This is a genomic window from Enterobacter sp. UPMP701 (assembly GCF_053709515.1).
In genome coordinates, this window is sequence record NZ_JBSKJN010000012.1 from 47,304 (window position 1) to 62,746 (window position 15,443).

At 58.7% G+C, this 15,443-nt stretch carries 13 protein-coding genes and 1 pseudogene; 7 read left to right on the forward strand and 7 right to left on the reverse strand.

The annotated features are described in order from the left end of the window. The first annotated feature begins 8 nt into the window (after window positions 1–8). Window positions 9–2,432: a fimbrial biogenesis usher protein gene (locus tag ACWKXT_RS20140; RefSeq protein ID WP_454533283.1), complete on the forward strand. Its 2,424-nt coding sequence runs from the start codon at window positions 9–11 to the stop codon at window positions 2,430–2,432. After that, entirely contained in the window at window positions 2,423–3,022 is a 600-nt protein-coding gene (locus ACWKXT_RS20145) for a DUF1120 domain-containing protein (RefSeq protein ID WP_120159770.1), read from the forward strand. Before ACWKXT_RS20140 ends, ACWKXT_RS20145 begins: the two co-directional genes overlap by 10 nt. A 42-nt stretch (window positions 3,023–3,064) precedes the next feature. Here the strand turns inward: ACWKXT_RS20145 and ACWKXT_RS20150 are convergent, their stop codons facing one another. Together ACWKXT_RS20150 and ACWKXT_RS20155 are read right to left on the reverse strand one after the other, a co-directional pair. Continuing rightward, on the reverse strand, window positions 3,065–3,388 hold the full coding sequence (locus ACWKXT_RS20150; RefSeq protein WP_454533284.1) for an AzlD domain-containing protein: 324 nt from the start codon (window positions 3,386–3,388) through the stop codon (window positions 3,065–3,067). Beyond that, window positions 3,388–4,047 carry an AzlC family ABC transporter permease gene (locus tag ACWKXT_RS20155; RefSeq protein WP_080330303.1) on the reverse strand — a complete coding sequence of 220 codons (660 nt, stop codon included), beginning with the start codon at window positions 4,045–4,047 and terminating at the stop codon, window positions 3,388–3,390. The genes ACWKXT_RS20150 and ACWKXT_RS20155 overlap by 1 nt, the downstream gene beginning before the upstream one ends. 103 nt (window positions 4,048–4,150) lie before the next feature. On the opposite strand from ACWKXT_RS20155, the gene ACWKXT_RS20160 reads away from it, so the two are divergent. From ACWKXT_RS20160 to ACWKXT_RS20175, 4 genes are all read left to right on the forward strand, one after another. Continuing rightward, window positions 4,151–4,699: a helix-turn-helix domain-containing protein gene (locus ACWKXT_RS20160; protein WP_010436871.1), complete on the forward strand. Its 549-nt coding sequence runs from the start codon at window positions 4,151–4,153 to the stop codon at window positions 4,697–4,699. 17 nt (window positions 4,700–4,716) lie between these two features. After that, on the forward strand, window positions 4,717–5,712 hold the full coding sequence (locus ACWKXT_RS20165) for a LacI family DNA-binding transcriptional regulator (RefSeq protein ID WP_059311778.1): 996 nt from the start codon (window positions 4,717–4,719) through the stop codon (window positions 5,710–5,712). A 104-nt stretch (window positions 5,713–5,816) separates the two neighbouring features. Continuing rightward, window positions 5,817–7,940: an alpha-galactosidase gene (locus ACWKXT_RS20170; RefSeq protein WP_454533285.1), complete on the forward strand. Its 2,124-nt coding sequence runs from the start codon at window positions 5,817–5,819 to the stop codon at window positions 7,938–7,940. Between the two features lie 44 nt (window positions 7,941–7,984). Further along, window positions 7,985–9,262 carry an MFS transporter gene (locus tag ACWKXT_RS20175; protein WP_042716414.1) on the forward strand — a complete coding sequence of 426 codons (1,278 nt, stop codon included), beginning with the start codon at window positions 7,985–7,987 and terminating at the stop codon, window positions 9,260–9,262. Here ACWKXT_RS20175 and rhaM read toward each other — a convergent pair. The 5 genes and pseudogenes from rhaM to rhaB all read right to left on the reverse strand — a co-directional run bounded on the left by rhaM (window position 9,250) and on the right by rhaB (window position 14,309). After that, complete coding sequence (gene rhaM / locus ACWKXT_RS20180; protein WP_003861978.1) at window positions 9,250–9,564, reverse strand: L-rhamnose mutarotase; 315 nt, start codon at window positions 9,562–9,564, stop codon at window positions 9,250–9,252. The genes ACWKXT_RS20175 and rhaM overlap by 13 nt on opposite strands. Window positions 9,565–9,674: 110 nt before the next feature. Continuing rightward, window positions 9,675–10,550: pseudogene (rhaS, locus tag ACWKXT_RS20185) on the reverse strand (rhamnose ABC transporter substrate-binding protein); the annotation flags it as partial. An 82-nt stretch (window positions 10,551–10,632) separates the two neighbouring features. Then, window positions 10,633–11,463: a rhamnulose-1-phosphate aldolase gene (rhaD, locus tag ACWKXT_RS20190; protein ID WP_454533286.1), complete on the reverse strand. Its 831-nt coding sequence runs from the start codon at window positions 11,461–11,463 to the stop codon at window positions 10,633–10,635. A gap of 120 nt (window positions 11,464–11,583) precedes the next feature. Next, entirely contained in the window at window positions 11,584–12,843 is a 1,260-nt protein-coding gene (gene rhaA, locus ACWKXT_RS20195) for an L-rhamnose isomerase (RefSeq protein ID WP_454533287.1), read from the reverse strand. Further along, window positions 12,840–14,309 (reverse strand): rhamnulokinase, encoded by a 1,470-nt coding sequence (gene rhaB, locus ACWKXT_RS20200; protein ID WP_454533288.1) that lies wholly within the window; start codon window positions 14,307–14,309, stop codon window positions 12,840–12,842. The genes rhaA and rhaB overlap by 4 nt, the downstream gene beginning before the upstream one ends. Window positions 14,310–14,610: 301 nt before the next feature. On the opposite strand from rhaB, the gene rhaS (ACWKXT_RS20205) reads away from it, so the two are divergent. Continuing rightward, the gene (rhaS, locus tag ACWKXT_RS20205) at window positions 14,611–15,405 is read left to right on the forward strand and encodes an HTH-type transcriptional activator RhaS (protein WP_454533289.1); all 795 of its coding nucleotides are present in this window, start codon (window positions 14,611–14,613) and stop codon (window positions 15,403–15,405) included. Window positions 15,406–15,443 lie beyond the last annotated feature (38 nt).

Consider the following 15,443-nt stretch of genomic DNA (forward strand, 5'->3'; position numbering starts at 1 on the left):
GAGTAGTTATGTTAAACGGTTCCTGTAAAAAGGGAATGCTCGTGTTTTGCCTTAGCGCGTTGGCATTTAATATTCGGGCTGAAATCTCCTCTACGGCAAATGAATCAATGGAGCTGGCGCGAGCCATTTTTGATGGTGATGCCTTAAAAAATAACGGGCTTGATCCGGCTATCGCAGATTATTATTCTCTGGCTCCCCGTTTTACCCCTGGCTACCATAATGTGACGGTTAATATTAACGGTAAGCCGCGCAATATTATGCCTGTGAAATTTGATGAAGAAGGAACGCCCTGTATTGATAAAGAGTTTCTGGAAAACGCGGGTCTGATTAAACAGATTAAAAGAGGAGCCTGCCCGAAGATTCATCAATACTGGTCCGGGTCAACGATTCAGACGTCACCAGATATTGAAGAAATATCGGTGGTCGTTCCGCCGGAAGCGGTAGATCCTGATTATGGCCGCCAGTTCGCAGAGGTAAGCGGCGGACGTGCAGCCATGCTGAATTACTCCATGTTCGGCACCCATAATCAATATGATGGTGACAACGCCGACCGTTTCCAGTCGACCTTTGAAATGGGCTTTAACGCTGGCGACTGGATTGTACGCAGCACGCAGTTTATTAGCGACGGCAGCGATCAGGGTTTTGACGTCGAGTCTCTCTACACCTATGCCCAACGTACCTTTACCGATTACGGCGTCATGGTGCAGGGCGGCCAGATTAACGTCGCCAACAGCCGCTTCAGTATCCCGAGTATTTACGGGGTCCAGATGTTGCCGGATACCGCACTCGCTTCCCAGGCGGGTACAGGTGTCGAAGTCAGCGGTATTGCCCGTAATCCGCAGGCGCGCGTCGATATCCGCCAGGGCGGACAGCTCATCTACTCCACGTTGGTTCCCGCCGGGCCGTTTAACTTAGATGATGTGCCGCTGGCTAATCTTAATACCGACCTGAACGTAACCGTCACTGAGACTGACGGCAGCGAAAACCGGTTCACCGTCTCGGCAAGTACGTTCCGCAGTAATCATGTGGGGCGCGCACCGGGCTTTACGCTGGCTGCGGGTCGTGTGGAAGATATGGATTCGCGGTTCGAAAACCCGTGGGTAGTCTCAGCCAACAACGGCTGGTCTCTCAACAAGCGGATGAATTTCCTCGCCGGCATGGTCATGGCGGATAACCACTATTACGGCTTCTCCGGCAACCTGGATACCGTGCCCATGCAGAACCTGTATGCCTCACTTGGTTTTCTGGCGTCAATCGACAACCAGACGCAAACCGACGGCAACAAAACGACGCTGGATTTGGGGTATGCCCTGCCATGGGGCATTGGACTTTCGCTGGGCGGCAGCTACGGCACCCCGGATTATCGCGAGATGACGGAACTCTACGGTGACGATGACGATATGTCGCAAACCAAATACGACTCTACCGTCGGCATCAACTGGTCAAACGCGACGCTCGGCCGCTTCTCTCTAAGCTATTACCGCAATGAGAGCTGGAACAGCGAATACGACAGCCGCCGGTTTATCTCGTCGTGGTCGCAAACCTTTAAATACTTCAACGTGAGCGTGAACTGGGAGTCGGATGTCAGCCGAAATGACAGTAGCGACAACGACCAGTTTTACGTCAACGTCTCGATCCCGCTTGGGCGGTCCGGGGTGACGACCAGCTCCTGGTATCGCGAGAGTGAAGGTAAGAGCTCCTACGGCACGCGGGCGATGGGCTCGCTCAACGCTGAGAACCAGTACATGGTTGGGGTCACTCAGGACCAGGATGAAAACACCACCAGTTGGGATAGTTCGCTGAACAGTAATCTGCATTACACCAACCTGGCGTTGGCCGCAGGGGGAGATAACGACAACAATACCAACTACTCTGCATCGTTAAGCGGTGGCATTGTCGCCCACAGCGACGGGGTGACCTTCTCGCCTTACCGCGTTAGCGATACCTATGCCATTGCCAGACTGGATAAACCGGTGGCCGGTATCGAGATTGACACCACGCGCGGCGCGGTATGGACGGACAAATGGGGCCGGGCAATTATTCCTGCGCTGACGCCGTTCCGTGAAAGCTCGATTGAGATCAACACGGAAAGTCTGCCAGGCAATCTGGACGTGAGAAACGGCCGAACGGCGATCAAAGCGTCTCACGGCGCCGTGGCGAAGTGGGAGTTTGCGACGTTAAGCCAGCGCCGCGTGCTGCTCAATATTCAACGTGCGGACGGCACACCGCTGCCGGAAGGGGTCTCGATTGTAGACGTCGCAGGGGAGTATGTGACGAGCGCACCCGAAGATGGCGTGATCTTCCTGAACGATATCTCCGCCAGCCAGCAGCTGTATGCGAAGCTGGATGAAGGGCGTTGCAAGCTGACGTATACCCTGCCAGAGGCGGAACCAAATAAATTCTATGAAGAGGTGACAGGGAAATGTCTCTGAACAACGTTCGTCAATACGCGCTGATGCTTGTGTTGCTCTGCGGCGCATCGGGCCTTCCGGGGATGGCGAAGGCCGCTGAGGAAGACTGTGACATGATGTCGGCTGTGAAGAAAGTCGATTACGGGCGCTACCGTAAGGAGGATATGCGGAAGGCCTCCACTGAGCATGTGGGTAAGGTCTATAACGGTTATGCCTCGGTCACGCGCGAGTTTCAGGTTTCCGTCCTGTGCCCCGATGCGCGCAAAATGCGCATTTCCGTTGACGGTGCTGCCCGACAGAACATGGCGTATCGCTTTACGGACAGCGGCGCAATGAAAATCGAATTCAGGGATGGGCGCGTTGACGGGAGTCCGGTGCAACTGGCTGCGGTCGATATTGGTGCGGTTGCCGTTCAGGGTGGCGCATCACAGGTTACGCTGAAGCCTGAAAAAGCCCTGGCTGCGGTTAACGGCACGGAAGTGGTAGGCGAGCAGTTCACCGCCACCATGATGATTACGACCTATCTTTCTGACGAAGCATTTGGTGTTACCAACACCACGGATTTTAACGAGATGCTTACCCTTAACCTCGATACGCTTCCTGCGCGATAACCTCTATGATGCCCGACAGACCTGTTCTGTCGGGCATTCTTCTTAGTGGAGTCCCGCCAGACGTAGCAGCGCCGTTACCACCGCTGCCGCTACGATCACCACAATTAACGGCATCTTCCGCCAGGCCAGAAACACCGCAAACGCCACGCCCAGCACCCGCGCCATCCCGGCGAAATGTTCCCCTTCATAAAACGTGGTCGCCAGCGCCACCGAAAACAGCAACACCGTTGCCGCATCGGAAAGCAGGGCCTGTGATCGCTCGGAAAGCGCCAGCCGGTTGCCCAGTTTTGCCCCGCCGAGGCGCATCAAATACGTTCCCGCAGACAGGATCGCGATGCCGAGAATAAAGACCGTCATGTTCCCCATTATTTTTTCCTCGCAGCGAGACCAAGTAACGAGAGCAGCACCGGTAAGCCCACCGGGGCAAACGGCACGGCGGCCAGTGATAGCGCGGCGCCGCTGCAGGCGCGGATCAGCGTGGTACGGTTTTTAAACGCGGGTACCACTAACGCCAGTAAAATCGCCGGGAATACCGCATCCAGCCCGATGGTTTCCGGGTCCGGCAGCAGTTTGCCGACCATGGCACCCAGCAGCGCGCCCACCGGCCAGATAATCGCCACGCCCAGACCGCATAACCAGTAGGCTGCTTTACGCTGTTCGGGCGTTTTTTGCGACAGGCCAAACACCACGCTTTCATCGTTCATGATGTGACAACCGAGATAGCTCAAACCCCGTTTGCCCACCAGTTCACGCACCGTTACGCCAAACGGCACATGGCGCGCATTGACCAGTAAACCGGCAGCGGCTGCCGCCAGCGGGTTACCGCCGCTCGCCACAATGCCGATAAACATAAATTCGGACGCGCCCGCCAGCACGGTGAGGGAGAGGACAAACGGCACCCACAGCGGGAAGCCGTAGGCCATCGCCAGCGAGCCATAAGACATCCCGACGACCCCAACCGCGAGGCAAACCAGGATGATTGCTTTAATCGTGTCGCCTTTCAGGCAGGAGAGATGATGCGTCATACATTTTTAGCCATATCGAACGGGTATCCATTATAATGAACGCAACAGAACTGTTTTTCAAGATGAACGATTCGTTCGATTTATAGAACAAAGAGGCCGTTTTATGACGCAGCCAATTAGCGTGATCGCCAAAAGCCTGGTGCGAGAACGCCTGCGAACCGGGCTTTCACTGGCGGAAATTGCCCGTCGTGCCGGGATCGCCAAATCCACGCTTTCCCAACTGGAGTCCGGTAACGGTAACCCGAGCCTGGAGACGCTGTGGTCGCTTTGCGTGGCGCTGGATATCCCTTTCGCCCGCCTGCTGGAACCACAGCAGACGACAACACAGGTCATCCGCCGTGGAGAGGGAACGAAGGTCGTTGCCGGGCAGGCTAACTACGAAGCTATTTTGCTGGCGGCGTGTCCGCCGGGCGCGCGGCGCGACATCTATCTGCTGCTCACCCAGCCAGGCGCAGACCGTATATCCCAGCCGCATCCGCCGGGGTCCGTTGAACATATTATTGTGACGCAGGGGCGCGCGTTAGTCGGCCTGATCGACGCAGCGGAAGAGCTCGGCCCGGGGGATTACATCTGTTATCCCGCCGATCTGCCGCATATCTTTAAGGCGCTGGAGCCGGATACGCACGCGCTGCTGGTGGCGGAACAGAACTAACAGAGATACGGAAACTCATGTCGCTTAAAGCCATTGCCAAAGAATTGGGGCTGTCAGTCACCACCGTCAGCCGCGCACTCAACGGATATGACGACGTCTCCGCCGAGACGCGCGCCCGCGTGGAAGCAGAGGCTCAGCGCCGTGGCTACCGACCTAACACCTTCGCCCGCCGCCTCAAGATGGGCAAAATCGACGCCGTCGGGCTGGTGTTCCCCGTGCATCCCGTTCCGCTCAATAATAGCGTTTTTATGGACATGGTCGGCGAAATTAGCCACGAACTGGCGCGACATGAAATCGATTTACTGCTGATTGCCGATGATGATTTGGCCGATAAGCACAGCTACATGCGCATGGTGCAGAGCCGCCGTGTGGATGCGCTGATCGTAGCGCACACGCTGGACCACGATCCGCGTCTTGAGCAGCTTCAGGCCGCCGGTTTTCCATTCCTGGCGCTCGGGCGCAGCCACCTCCCGCAGCCGTACGCGTGGTTTGACTTCGACAACTACGCCGGTACGCATCAGGCTACCCGCTGGCTGATCGAGAAAGGCCATCAGCGCATTGCGTTGCTCGGTGAAAGCAACAATCAGGCGTTTATTACCCAGCGTCGTCAGGGCTTTCTCGATGCCCTGCGAGAAGCCGGGCTTTCCAGTGAATGGCTGCGCGCCATGCCGCCGTCGCGCCGCGTGGGGTATGCCACCACCAAAGAGCTTCTCGCTCTGCCGCAGCCGCCGACGGCCATCATTACCGACTGCAATACCCACGGCGACGGCGCGGCGATGGCGCTGGCGCAGATGGGGCGCTTATCCGGCGACAACGCCGTCTCGCTGGTGGTCTACGACGGCCTGCCGCAGGACAGCATTGTCGATATCGACGTAGCGTCAGTCATTCAGTCCACCCGTCAGGGTGTCGGAAAACAGATTGCCGATATGGTGCGCCAGCTGATTAACGGCGACGATATCGAGCAGCTTCAGGTGCTCTGGCAGCCTGAATTCTCTCCGGGCCAGACGGCCTAAACCCACGAAAATTCCAAACCCGATCACAGAACCGAAACGTTTTGGTTTGTATCCGAAACGTTTCGGATCAACACTCAGGACATCCCGACGACAGGAGATGTCTGATGCAAGATTCCATTTTTCGACTCGAAAGCAATACGGTAGACGTGGTGGTTAAAACCCACCCGTTCGCCGAAATTCTCTACTGGGGGCCGCACCTTCAGCACTTTTCGCCACACGATGTGCTGAGCATTGCGCGCCCGGTCGCGAACGGCAGGCTGGATGTCGACTCCCCGGTCACGCTGATGGCGGAGCTGGGGCACGGCCTGTTTGGCTCGCCAGGCATTGAGGGGCATCGTCAGGGGCTGGACGGCTCCCCGGTGTTCAAAACCACGCAGGTGCAGCAGGACGGAAACACCCTGACGATTACCGCTGAAGATGAACATGCGGGTCTGCGCCTGACCAGCGAGCTGGCGCTGGATGCCAGCGGCGTGCTGGTGGTGCGCCACGGCCTGACCAATCTGAAAGTTCAGCCGTGGCAGGTGGACCGTTTCGCCGTCACGCTGCCGGTGGCCGAGCGCGCGCAGGAGGTGATGGCCTTCCACGGACGCTGGATCCGGGAATTTCAGCCGCACCGTGTCAGGCTTGAACACGACAGCTTCGTGATTGAAAACCGCCGGGGTAAAACCTCCCACGAGCACTTCCCGGCGCTGATTGCCGGTACGTCGTCGTTTAGCGAAATGCAGGGCGACGTCTGGGGCGTGCATCTGGGCTGGAGCGGCAACCATCGCCTGCGCGCGGAAGCGAAAACCGATGGTCGTCGCTACCTGCAGGCCGAAGCGCTCTACCTGCCGGGAGAGATGGCGGTTGAAGAGGGCGACACGCTCTGGACGCCGCGCCTGTATGCCAGCTACTCCATGCGGGGCCTGAACGGCATGAGCCAGCAGTTCCATCGCTATCTGCGCGATAACGTTATCCGCTTCCCGGAAAACAAACCGCGCCCGGTGCACCTCAATACCTGGGAAGGGATCTACTTCAACCACGACCCGGACTACATCATGCGCATGGCCGACGAGGCCGCGGCACTTGGGGTGGAACGCTTTATTATCGACGACGGCTGGTTCAAAGGCCGCAACGACGATCGCGCCGCGCTGGGCGACTGGTATCTGGACGAAAAAAAATACCCGAACGGCCTGACGCCGGTGATCGACCACGTCAAACGGCTCGGCATGGAGTTTGGCATCTGGGTTGAGCCGGAGATGATCAACCCGGATTCCGATTTGTATCGCGCGCACCCTGACTGGGTGCTGGCGCTGCCGGGCTACGCCCGGGTGACCGGGCGTCATCAGCTGGTGCTCAACCTGAACATCCCGGAAGCCTTTGATTACCTCGTGGAGCGCATGAGCTGGCTGCTGGGCGAGCACGCGGTCGACTACGTGAAGTGGGACATGAACCGCGAGCTGGTGCAGCCGGGACACGAGGGTAAAGCCGCCGCCGACGCGCAGACTCGCCAGTTTTACCGCCTGCTGGACGTGCTGGGCGAGCGCTTCCCGCATATTGAGTTTGAATCCTGCTCGTCGGGTGGCGGGCGTATTGATTACGAAGTGCTGACCCGCAGCCACCGCTTCTGGGCGTCCGACAACAACGACGCGCTGGAGCGGAACACCATCCAGCGCGGCATGAGCTACTTCTTCCCGCCGGAGGTGATGGGCGCGCATATCGGTCATCATAAATGCCACGCCACCTTCCGCCAGCACAGCATCCAGTTTCGCGGGCTGACGGCCCTGTTTGGCCATATGGGGCTGGAGCTGGATCCGCTTACCGTCGATGAAGATGAACGCGAAGGCTATCGGCACTACGCCGCGCTGCATAAGCGGTGGCGCGAGGTGATCCACCATGGTACCCAGTGGCGTATGGATATGCCGGACGCTACCACCCTGGCACAGGGTATTGTGAGCAAAGACAAAGCGCAGGGGCTGTTTATGGTCAGCCAGCTTGCGATGCCGGATTACACCCTGATGATGCCGCTGCGCATGCCGGGGTTAGACGCCAGCGCGCAGTACCGCATCACGCTGCTCGATCACCCGAACATCCAGATTACGGGTGAGGGTGGACACACCATGCGCAAGCTGCCTTCGTGGATGGAAGCGCCGCAAACGGTGAGCGGCGAGTGGCTGATGCAGGCGGGTATTGCGCTGCCGATTCTGGACCCGGAGACCGCCATTTTGATTGGCGTCGAACGCGTGTAAGGTTGAAGGGCCGGGCAGCCGGCCCTCCGTTGAGGATAAAAATAATGAACACAACAACCTGTACCCACAAAGACAACCCTAACTTCTGGATCTTCGGGCTGTTCTTCTTTCTCTACTTCTTCATCATGGCCACTTGCTTTCCGTTCCTGCCGATCTGGCTGTCGGACATCATCGGCCTGAATAAAACCCATACCGGGATTGTCTTCTCCTGCATCTCGCTGTCGGCCATCGCCTTCCAGCCGGTGCTGGGCGTCATTTCGGACAAGCTTGGGCTGAAAAAACACCTGCTGTGGATCATCGCGGTGCTGCTGTTCCTGTTCGCGCCGTTCTTCCTGTACGTCTTCGCGCCGCTGCTGAAAACCAATATCTGGCTGGGCGCGCTGAGCGGCGGGCTGTATATCGGCTTTGTCTTCTCGGCTGGATCGGGGGCAATTGAGGCCTACATCGAGCGCGTGAGCCGCAACAGCTTCTTCGAATACGGCAAGGCGCGCATGTTCGGCTGTCTCGGCTGGGGGCTGTGCGCCTCAACGGGCGGCATCCTTTTTGGCATCGATCCGTCGTACGTTTTCTGGATGGGCTCGGGAGCAGCGCTGTTGCTGATGCTGCTGCTGGTCGTTGCGAAGCCGAAGCCCAACCAGACGGCGCAGGTCATGAACGCCCTGGGCGCGAATCAGCCTCAGATCACTGCCAAAACCGTGTTCAACCTGTTCCGCCAGCGCAGAATGTGGATGTTTATTCTGTACGTGATTGGCGTAGCCTGCGTGTATGACGTTTTCGACCAGCAGTTTGCCACCTTCTTTAAAACCTTCTTCGCCACGCCGCAGGAAGGCACCCGCGCCTTTGGCTTTGCCACCACGGCGGGGGAAATTTGCAACGCCATCATCATGTTCTGCTCGCCGTGGATCATTAACCGCATCGGCGCGAAAAACACGCTGCTGATCGCCGGAGTGATTATGGCGACGCGCATTATCGGCTCGTCGTTCGCCACCACCGCCGTGGAGGTGATTGCCCTCAAGATGCTGCACGCGCTGGAGGTCCCGTTCCTGCTGGTGGGCGCATTCAAGTACATCACCGGTGTATTTGATACGCGGCTTTCGGCCACCATCTACCTGATTGGCTTCCAGTTTGCCAAACAGTCGGCGGCGATTTTTCTCTCCGCCTTTGCCGGGAATATGTATGACCGGATCGGCTTCCAGGAGACGTACCTGATGCTGGGCTGCTTCGTGCTGGCGATTACGGTGGTGTCGGCGTTTACGCTGAGTGGCAGGCGGGAGATTGCTGCCGCCTCGGGGGCAGCAGCGTTAACACATCAGTCCAGGTAAAACACCTCTTCCAGCTCCGCACTCACCGGGCTGTTATCCGGGTTAGACGGCATAACGTCACCCATATGCTTCCACCAGCGCTGGCAGACGTCGGTATTCGCTACCGCGTTCCAGCGCTCCTCCGATTCAATCTCCACGGTGGCAAACAGCAGGTTGCGGGCTTTGTCGAGATAGATGGCGTAGTGGTGCGCGCCGTGGGCTTTCAGCACCGCTTCCAGCTCGGGCCAGATAGGGTTGTGGCGGCGCGCGTACTCCTCGTGCGCGTCCGGGTTTACCTGCATCACAAAGGCTTTGCGGATCATAGTGCCTCCAGGTACAGCTCGCGGACCTCATCGCGGCTGGCGGTGCGCGGGTTGCACGGCGCGCACGGGTCGGCGAGGGCTTTATCCAGCCAGCCTTCGATGTCCGCTCTGGCCTCGCCCTTCGTGGCGGTGCCTTTCACAAGGTCATCCGCCAGGTAGGTTGCCGCATAGCCCAAATCAATGGGGTTCCAGATGGCAAAGCTTTTGCTCGCGCCGGATTTTACCGCGCCCGCCATTTCAGACGGCAGGCCTAACCCGGTGACGTACACTTTGCCGATCTTGCCCTGGTCTTTCACCGCCTGCGCCGCAGCGACAATGCCCACGGACGACGGTGAAACGATCACTTTCAAATCAGGGTAGGTTTTCAGCAGGCCGACCGCCTCGCGGTAGCTTTTATCAGAGAGATCGTCGCCGTAGGCCACGGTCACCAGATTGACGGACGGGTACTTCGGCAGCACCTTTTTCATCTCCGCAATCCAGGTGTTCTGGTTTGTTGATGTTGGCGTGGCGCTCAGCACGGCAACGTCGCCTTTCTCGACGTTCAGCGCCTTCATCGCGTCGGCGGCGAGCTTGACGTTGGTTTCGCCAATCAGGGCGTTATTGGACGGGTTCAGGTGGATCTGACGCCCGGCTTTCGCTACGCCAGAATCCCACGACACCACCTTGATGCCGCGCTGCATCGCTTTTTTCAGCACCGGCACGACGGCGTCCGGATCGTTCGCGGAAATCGCGATCGCATCCACGCCCTGGGCGATCAGTCCGTTCAGCACCTCGATCTGCGCTTCTGCCGTGGTGGTGGTCGGGCCGGTATAAATCACTTTTACATCGCCTAACTCTTTGGCCGCCTCCTGCGCGCCGACGTTCGCTGCTTCGAAGAATCCATTCCCTAAGGACTTCGCCACCAGGGCGATTTTCACTTCAGCTAAAGCGGAACCGGACAACGCCAGAGCGGCAACGGTGAGGATCAAGCTTGTCTTTATTTTCATTGCTTTTACTCCACTGACTTGAGTTAGTTGTAGGGATTGCAGGTGGTTTTCGCCCCGTCTCGGTGAGCGGGGCGCGATGTTGTTATTTGTACAGATCTAACGCAGACTGCATCGGGGTGACGCCAAAGCGTTTGCCCAGGGCGATCAGCTCTTCCCGGGTGATGGTCTGCTTCATGCCGCCCATGGAATAGACCTTCACCAGCACCTCCGCGGATTTCTCGGCGGTGTCGATCAGGCCAAAGGTTTCATCCAGCGTCGGGCCGCTGCCAAACACGCCGTGGAACGGCCACAGCACCAGAGAGTGCTTTTGCATATCCACGGCGGTTGCCTGGCCGATTTCGTCGGTACCCGGCACCATCCACGGCAGAATGCCGACGCCGTCCGGGAACACCACCAGACACTCGGTGCTGCCTTCCCACAGTTTGCGGGTGAAGAAATCAGAATTGTTTTCCAGCACGTAGGTCAGGGCGATCAGGTTGGTGGCGTGGCAGTGCATGATCACGCGGTCCTTGCCATTAGTCGCCTTGATGCGTTCGCAGTGGGAGAGGAAGTGCGCCGGCAGTTCAGAGGTGGGGACCGCTTCATCCGTGAGTCCCCACAGAATGTGGTAGCCTGCGCCGTCGCTGTCCACTTTTACCACGCCGAGGTTGGCCTGCGGGTCGAGCTGGACGTTGCGGAAAAACTTCCCGGAGCCGGTGACGATAAACGGCGTGTTGGCGAGTAGCGGCATCGGCTGACTCAGGGCGATATAGCGCGGCTTCTGGTGGAAATCTGCGGCGAACGGTTCGATATCCGCATCGTCCAGGCGCAGCGTCAGGTTGCCGCCGTTGCGCTCGTCCCAGCCCTTCAGCCAGGCGTCAGAGGTGGCTTTGATCATGCCCTGGACGAACCAGGAGGTGGTGATGGTCTGCATAGTTTTCTTTTCCAGTTATCGTGGTGAGAGTTTCCCCTCATCCTAACCCTCTCCCCAAAGGGGAGAAGGGATGGTTTGCTCCCTCTCCCCTTTGGGGAGAGGGCAGGGGTGAGGGGCCAGTTACCCGCGCTGACTCAACACGTCTTTCTCATACGCCCGCACGTTGTCCAGCCACTGGCTGCCTGCCGGCGCGTCGCTACGCTGGCAGTACATCTCCCACACCGCCTGCCACGGCAGGGATTTCTGCTCTTCCAGCAGCGCCAGACGCGCGGTGTAGTCGCCGTTAGCCTCCAGCTGTTTCAGCGCGCCGACAGGCTCCAGCAGGGCGCGCAGCAGGGCTTTTTTCATGTTGCGGGTGCCGATTACCCACGCCGCGATGCGGTTGATGGAAGCATCGAAGAAGTCGAGGCCGATGTGGACGCGGTCAAAGAGGTCGTGGCGGATGATTTCGCTCGCAATCGCCTGGGTTTCATCATCCAGCAGCACCACGTGGTCGCTGTCCCAGCGCACCGGGCGGCTGACGTGCAGCAGCAGGCGCGGCACGTAGAGCATGGCAGCGGAGATTTTGTCGGAGATCACCTCGGTCGGATGGAAGTGACCGGCATCCAGGCACAGCGCGGTCTGGCGGCTGGTGGCGTACCCCATGTAGAACTCGTTCGAGCCGACGGTGTAGCTCTCGGCGCCAATGCCGAACAGCTTGCTCTCCACGGCGTCGATGTGGTGCGCCGGATCCAGCTTCTCGCTGATGGCTTCATCCAGCGCGGACAGCAGGCGCTGACGCGGGGCCAGTCGGTCTACGGTGATGTCCTTCATGCCGTCCGGGACCCAGATATTCATCACCGACGGCGTGCCAAGCTGCTCGCCGAAATACGCCGAGACGCGGCGGCTGGCTTTGACATGGTCGATCCAGAACTGGCGGATTTCGTCGTTGGCGTGCGCAAGGGTAAACCCGTCCGCGCTCAGCGGGTGCGAGAAGCAGGACGGGTTAAAATCGAGACCCAGCCGGTTGGCTTTCGCCCACGCCACCCAGTGCTTAAAGTGCTCCGGTTTGATTTCGTTACGCGCGACCGGCTCGTCGGACTCCAGATAAATGGCGTGCAGATTCAGGCGTTTTGGCCCGGGGATCAGGCTCAGCGCCAGCTCCAGATCCGCACGCAGTTCGGTAGCGTTGCGCGCTTTGCCCGGGTAGTTACCCGTGGCCTGAATGCCACCCGTCAGGGAACCGCCCGGATTCTCGAAACCGGCGACGTCATCACCCTGCCAGCAGTGCATGGAGACGGGCAGACGGTCGAGCTGGCGCAGCGCCTTTTCGACATCCACGCCGACGGCGGCGAAACGCTGTTTAGCCAGGCCCCAGGCTTGTTCAAGTTGAGTGGTCATGCGCAAAGCTCCTTAGTCAGTCGTTTTTGCTGAAACTGCGCCCGATAGCGGGCAATTTCATGGCAGGGATGGGGGGTGAAGGTGGTCAGGCTGTGATTCGCCGTCACCACCGACCGGAAATCGTCAACGTTTGAAAGTTCGTCCAGGGTCATCAGCTGAATGCCGATATTGCCGAGCGTGGAGGCTTCAACCGGACCTGCCACCACGGTAATGCCGCAGGCATCCGCGCAGAGCTGGTTCAGCAGCTGGTTCTGGCAGCCGCCGCCCACGATATGCAGCTGCGTGAACGGTTTGCCGCGAAGGTCAGCCAGCTCGCTCAGGATGTCGGCATAGAGCAGGGCGAGACTGTCAAAAATGCAGCGCGCCAGCTCGGCGGGGCGGGAAGGTACCGGCTGCCCCGCTTCAAAACAGGCGGCCTGGATTTCAGCGCTCATGTGCGCCGGGTTGATAAAGCGGTCGTCGTTCGGGTTAATCAGGAAGGTGCAGGCCTTCAGCGTTTCGGTTTCCGCGATAAGCGCGGGCAGGTCGGTGATGTTCTGCTCTTTCAGCACCCGCTGGAGCAGCCACAGGCCCATGATGTTCTTCAGCACCCGGTAGCGCCCTTCGGCGCCACCTTCGTTAGTGATGTTCGCCGCCATCGCGGCATCGCTGGTGTACGGCGTTTTGCTCTCAAAGCCCATCAGCGACCAGGTGCCGGAAGAAAGGTACGCCGCGTCTTTGCCGGCGAGCGGCGAGGCAATGACCGCGCTGGCGGTATCGTGGCTGGCGACGGCAACGACGGGGATTTCATTCCCCTGCGGGCAAATCCACTGACCGATCACATTTCCGGGGTGCGTTGGCGTGCCGAACCAGGACGGCGATGCGCCCGTCCACGCCAGCAGGTTTTCGTCCCAGTTATCGGTGTTGATGTTCACCAGTTGGGTGGTGGTGGCGTTGGTGTATTCCCAGTTCATGTTGCCGGTCAGACGGTAGCTTAAGTAGTCCGGGATTAGCAGTGCATGCGCCACCTTTTCGACCAGCTCTGGCTGTTGCTCCACCAGCGCGCGCAGCTGGTACAGCGTGTTAAACGGCAGAAACTGGATGCCGCTGCGACCATAGATGTTCTCCTTGCCAAGCTGCGCGATGGCGTGCGCCATCAGCCCAGCGGTACGGCTGTCGCGGTAGGAAACGGGCAGGCCGACGCGTTCGCCGTGACTGTCCAGCAGCACGTAATCCACACCCCAGGTATCAATGCCGATACTGTCGATGCGAATACCGTCCTTGCAGACGTTATGAAGTCCGGTGCGGATCTCCGCCTCCAGCGCATCGATATCCCAGGTAACAAAACCGTCCTGTTTTTGCAGACAATTGGCGAAACGGTGCATTTCGCGAAGCGTAAGGGTGTGCAGGTCACAGTCCCAGGTGGCGAGCATTACACGGCCGCTGGATGCGCCTAAATCGACAGCCACACAATGGCGAAAAGTCATGGTCGGGTCCTTTCTTAAGTCATTAGCGAGGAGTGTAAGAAAGGGAAGAAATAGCCACCTTCTCGCCACTGACAGCCCAAATCTCGCGCTGGCAAGAAAGCAAAGATGAACGTGAGGGAGTTCACAGTTTCCAGTAATGGCGGGGTTTGCAGGCAGTGTGACGCTGACCGCATTTCCCGATCTTTCCGCTCGTTTCTTGAAAAAACGGCAGCTTTTGCGCGGTTTGCTGTCAAAAATTTAAGGTGAGCGAGGAAAGCCTTAATTACTATTTTGAGAACTTTTCTCATTGGTGGGGGCCGTTATGACCGTACTGCACAGCGTCGATTTTTTCCCTTCGGGGGCATCTCCCGTCGCGATTGAGCCACGGCTTCCTCAGGCTGCGTTCCCGGAACATCATCATGATTTTCATGAGATTGTGATTGTTGAGCACGGAACGGGCATCCACGTGTTTAACGGTCAGCCGTATACCATCAGCGGCGGTACGGTGTGCTTCGTGCGCGACCACGACAGGCATCTGTATGAACATACCGACAACCTGTGCCTGACCAATGTGCTCTATCGTTCTCCGGATGGGTTCCAGTTTCTTTCCGGGCTGAATCAGCTGTTGCCGCAGGAGAAGGACGGCCACTACCCGTCGCACTGGCGGGTGAATCAGTCCACGTTGCAGCAGGTGCGGCAGCTGGTGAGCCAGATGGAGCAGAGCGAGGACGGGCAGGAGACGCACGCCATCGCCACCCGCGAGCTGCTGTTTATGCAACTGCTGGTACTGCTGCGGCGCAGCAGCCTGGTGGAAGGGCTGGAAGATCATTTTGCCGAAGATGTCTGCTGGGAAACGCTGGCAGATGACTTTTCGCTCTCGCTGCGCACGCTGCATCGTCAGCTCAAGCAGCATACCGGGCTGACGCCGCAGCGCTACCTCAACCGTCTGCGCCTGATCAAAGCGCGTCACCTTTTACGTCATACCGACGAAAGCGTCACCGATATCGCCTATCGCTGCGGATTCGGCGACAGTAACCACTTTTCGACGCTTTTTCGCCGTGAGTTTAGCTGGTCGCCGCGCGATATTCGTCAGGGTAAGGACGCGTTGCTTCAGTAACGCGAGAGTAGTCACCGTTTTCAGGCCGCAAAAACGCT

Bases quoted from the DNA above. Each gene is read 5' to 3' on its own strand.
- ACWKXT_RS20140 (WP_454533283.1), top strand. From the start codon at position 9: ATGTTAAACGGTTCCTGTAAAAAGGGAATGCTCGTGTTTTGCCTTAGC.
- ACWKXT_RS20145 (WP_120159770.1), top strand. From the start codon at position 2,423: ATGTCTCTGAACAACGTTCGTCAATACGCGCTGATGCTTGTGTTGCTC.
- ACWKXT_RS20150 (WP_454533284.1), bottom strand. From the start codon at position 3,388: ATGGGGAACATGACGGTCTTTATTCTCGGCATCGCGATCCTGTCTGCG.
- ACWKXT_RS20155 (WP_080330303.1), bottom strand. From the start codon at position 4,047: ATGACGCATCATCTCTCCTGCCTGAAAGGCGACACGATTAAAGCAATC.
- ACWKXT_RS20160 (WP_010436871.1), top strand. From the start codon at position 4,151: ATGACGCAGCCAATTAGCGTGATCGCCAAAAGCCTGGTGCGAGAACGC.
- ACWKXT_RS20165 (WP_059311778.1), top strand. From the start codon at position 4,717: ATGTCGCTTAAAGCCATTGCCAAAGAATTGGGGCTGTCAGTCACCACC.
- ACWKXT_RS20170 (WP_454533285.1), top strand. From the start codon at position 5,817: ATGCAAGATTCCATTTTTCGACTCGAAAGCAATACGGTAGACGTGGTG.
- ACWKXT_RS20175 (WP_042716414.1), top strand. From the start codon at position 7,985: ATGAACACAACAACCTGTACCCACAAAGACAACCCTAACTTCTGGATC.
- rhaM (WP_003861978.1), bottom strand. From the start codon at position 9,564: ATGATCCGCAAAGCCTTTGTGATGCAGGTAAACCCGGACGCGCACGAG.
- rhaD (WP_454533286.1), bottom strand. From the start codon at position 11,463: ATGCAGACCATCACCACCTCCTGGTTCGTCCAGGGCATGATCAAAGCC.
- rhaA (WP_454533287.1), bottom strand. From the start codon at position 12,843: ATGACCACTCAACTTGAACAAGCCTGGGGCCTGGCTAAACAGCGTTTC.
- rhaB (WP_454533288.1), bottom strand. From the start codon at position 14,309: ATGACTTTTCGCCATTGTGTGGCTGTCGATTTAGGCGCATCCAGCGGC.
- rhaS (WP_454533289.1), top strand. From the start codon at position 14,611: ATGACCGTACTGCACAGCGTCGATTTTTTCCCTTCGGGGGCATCTCCC.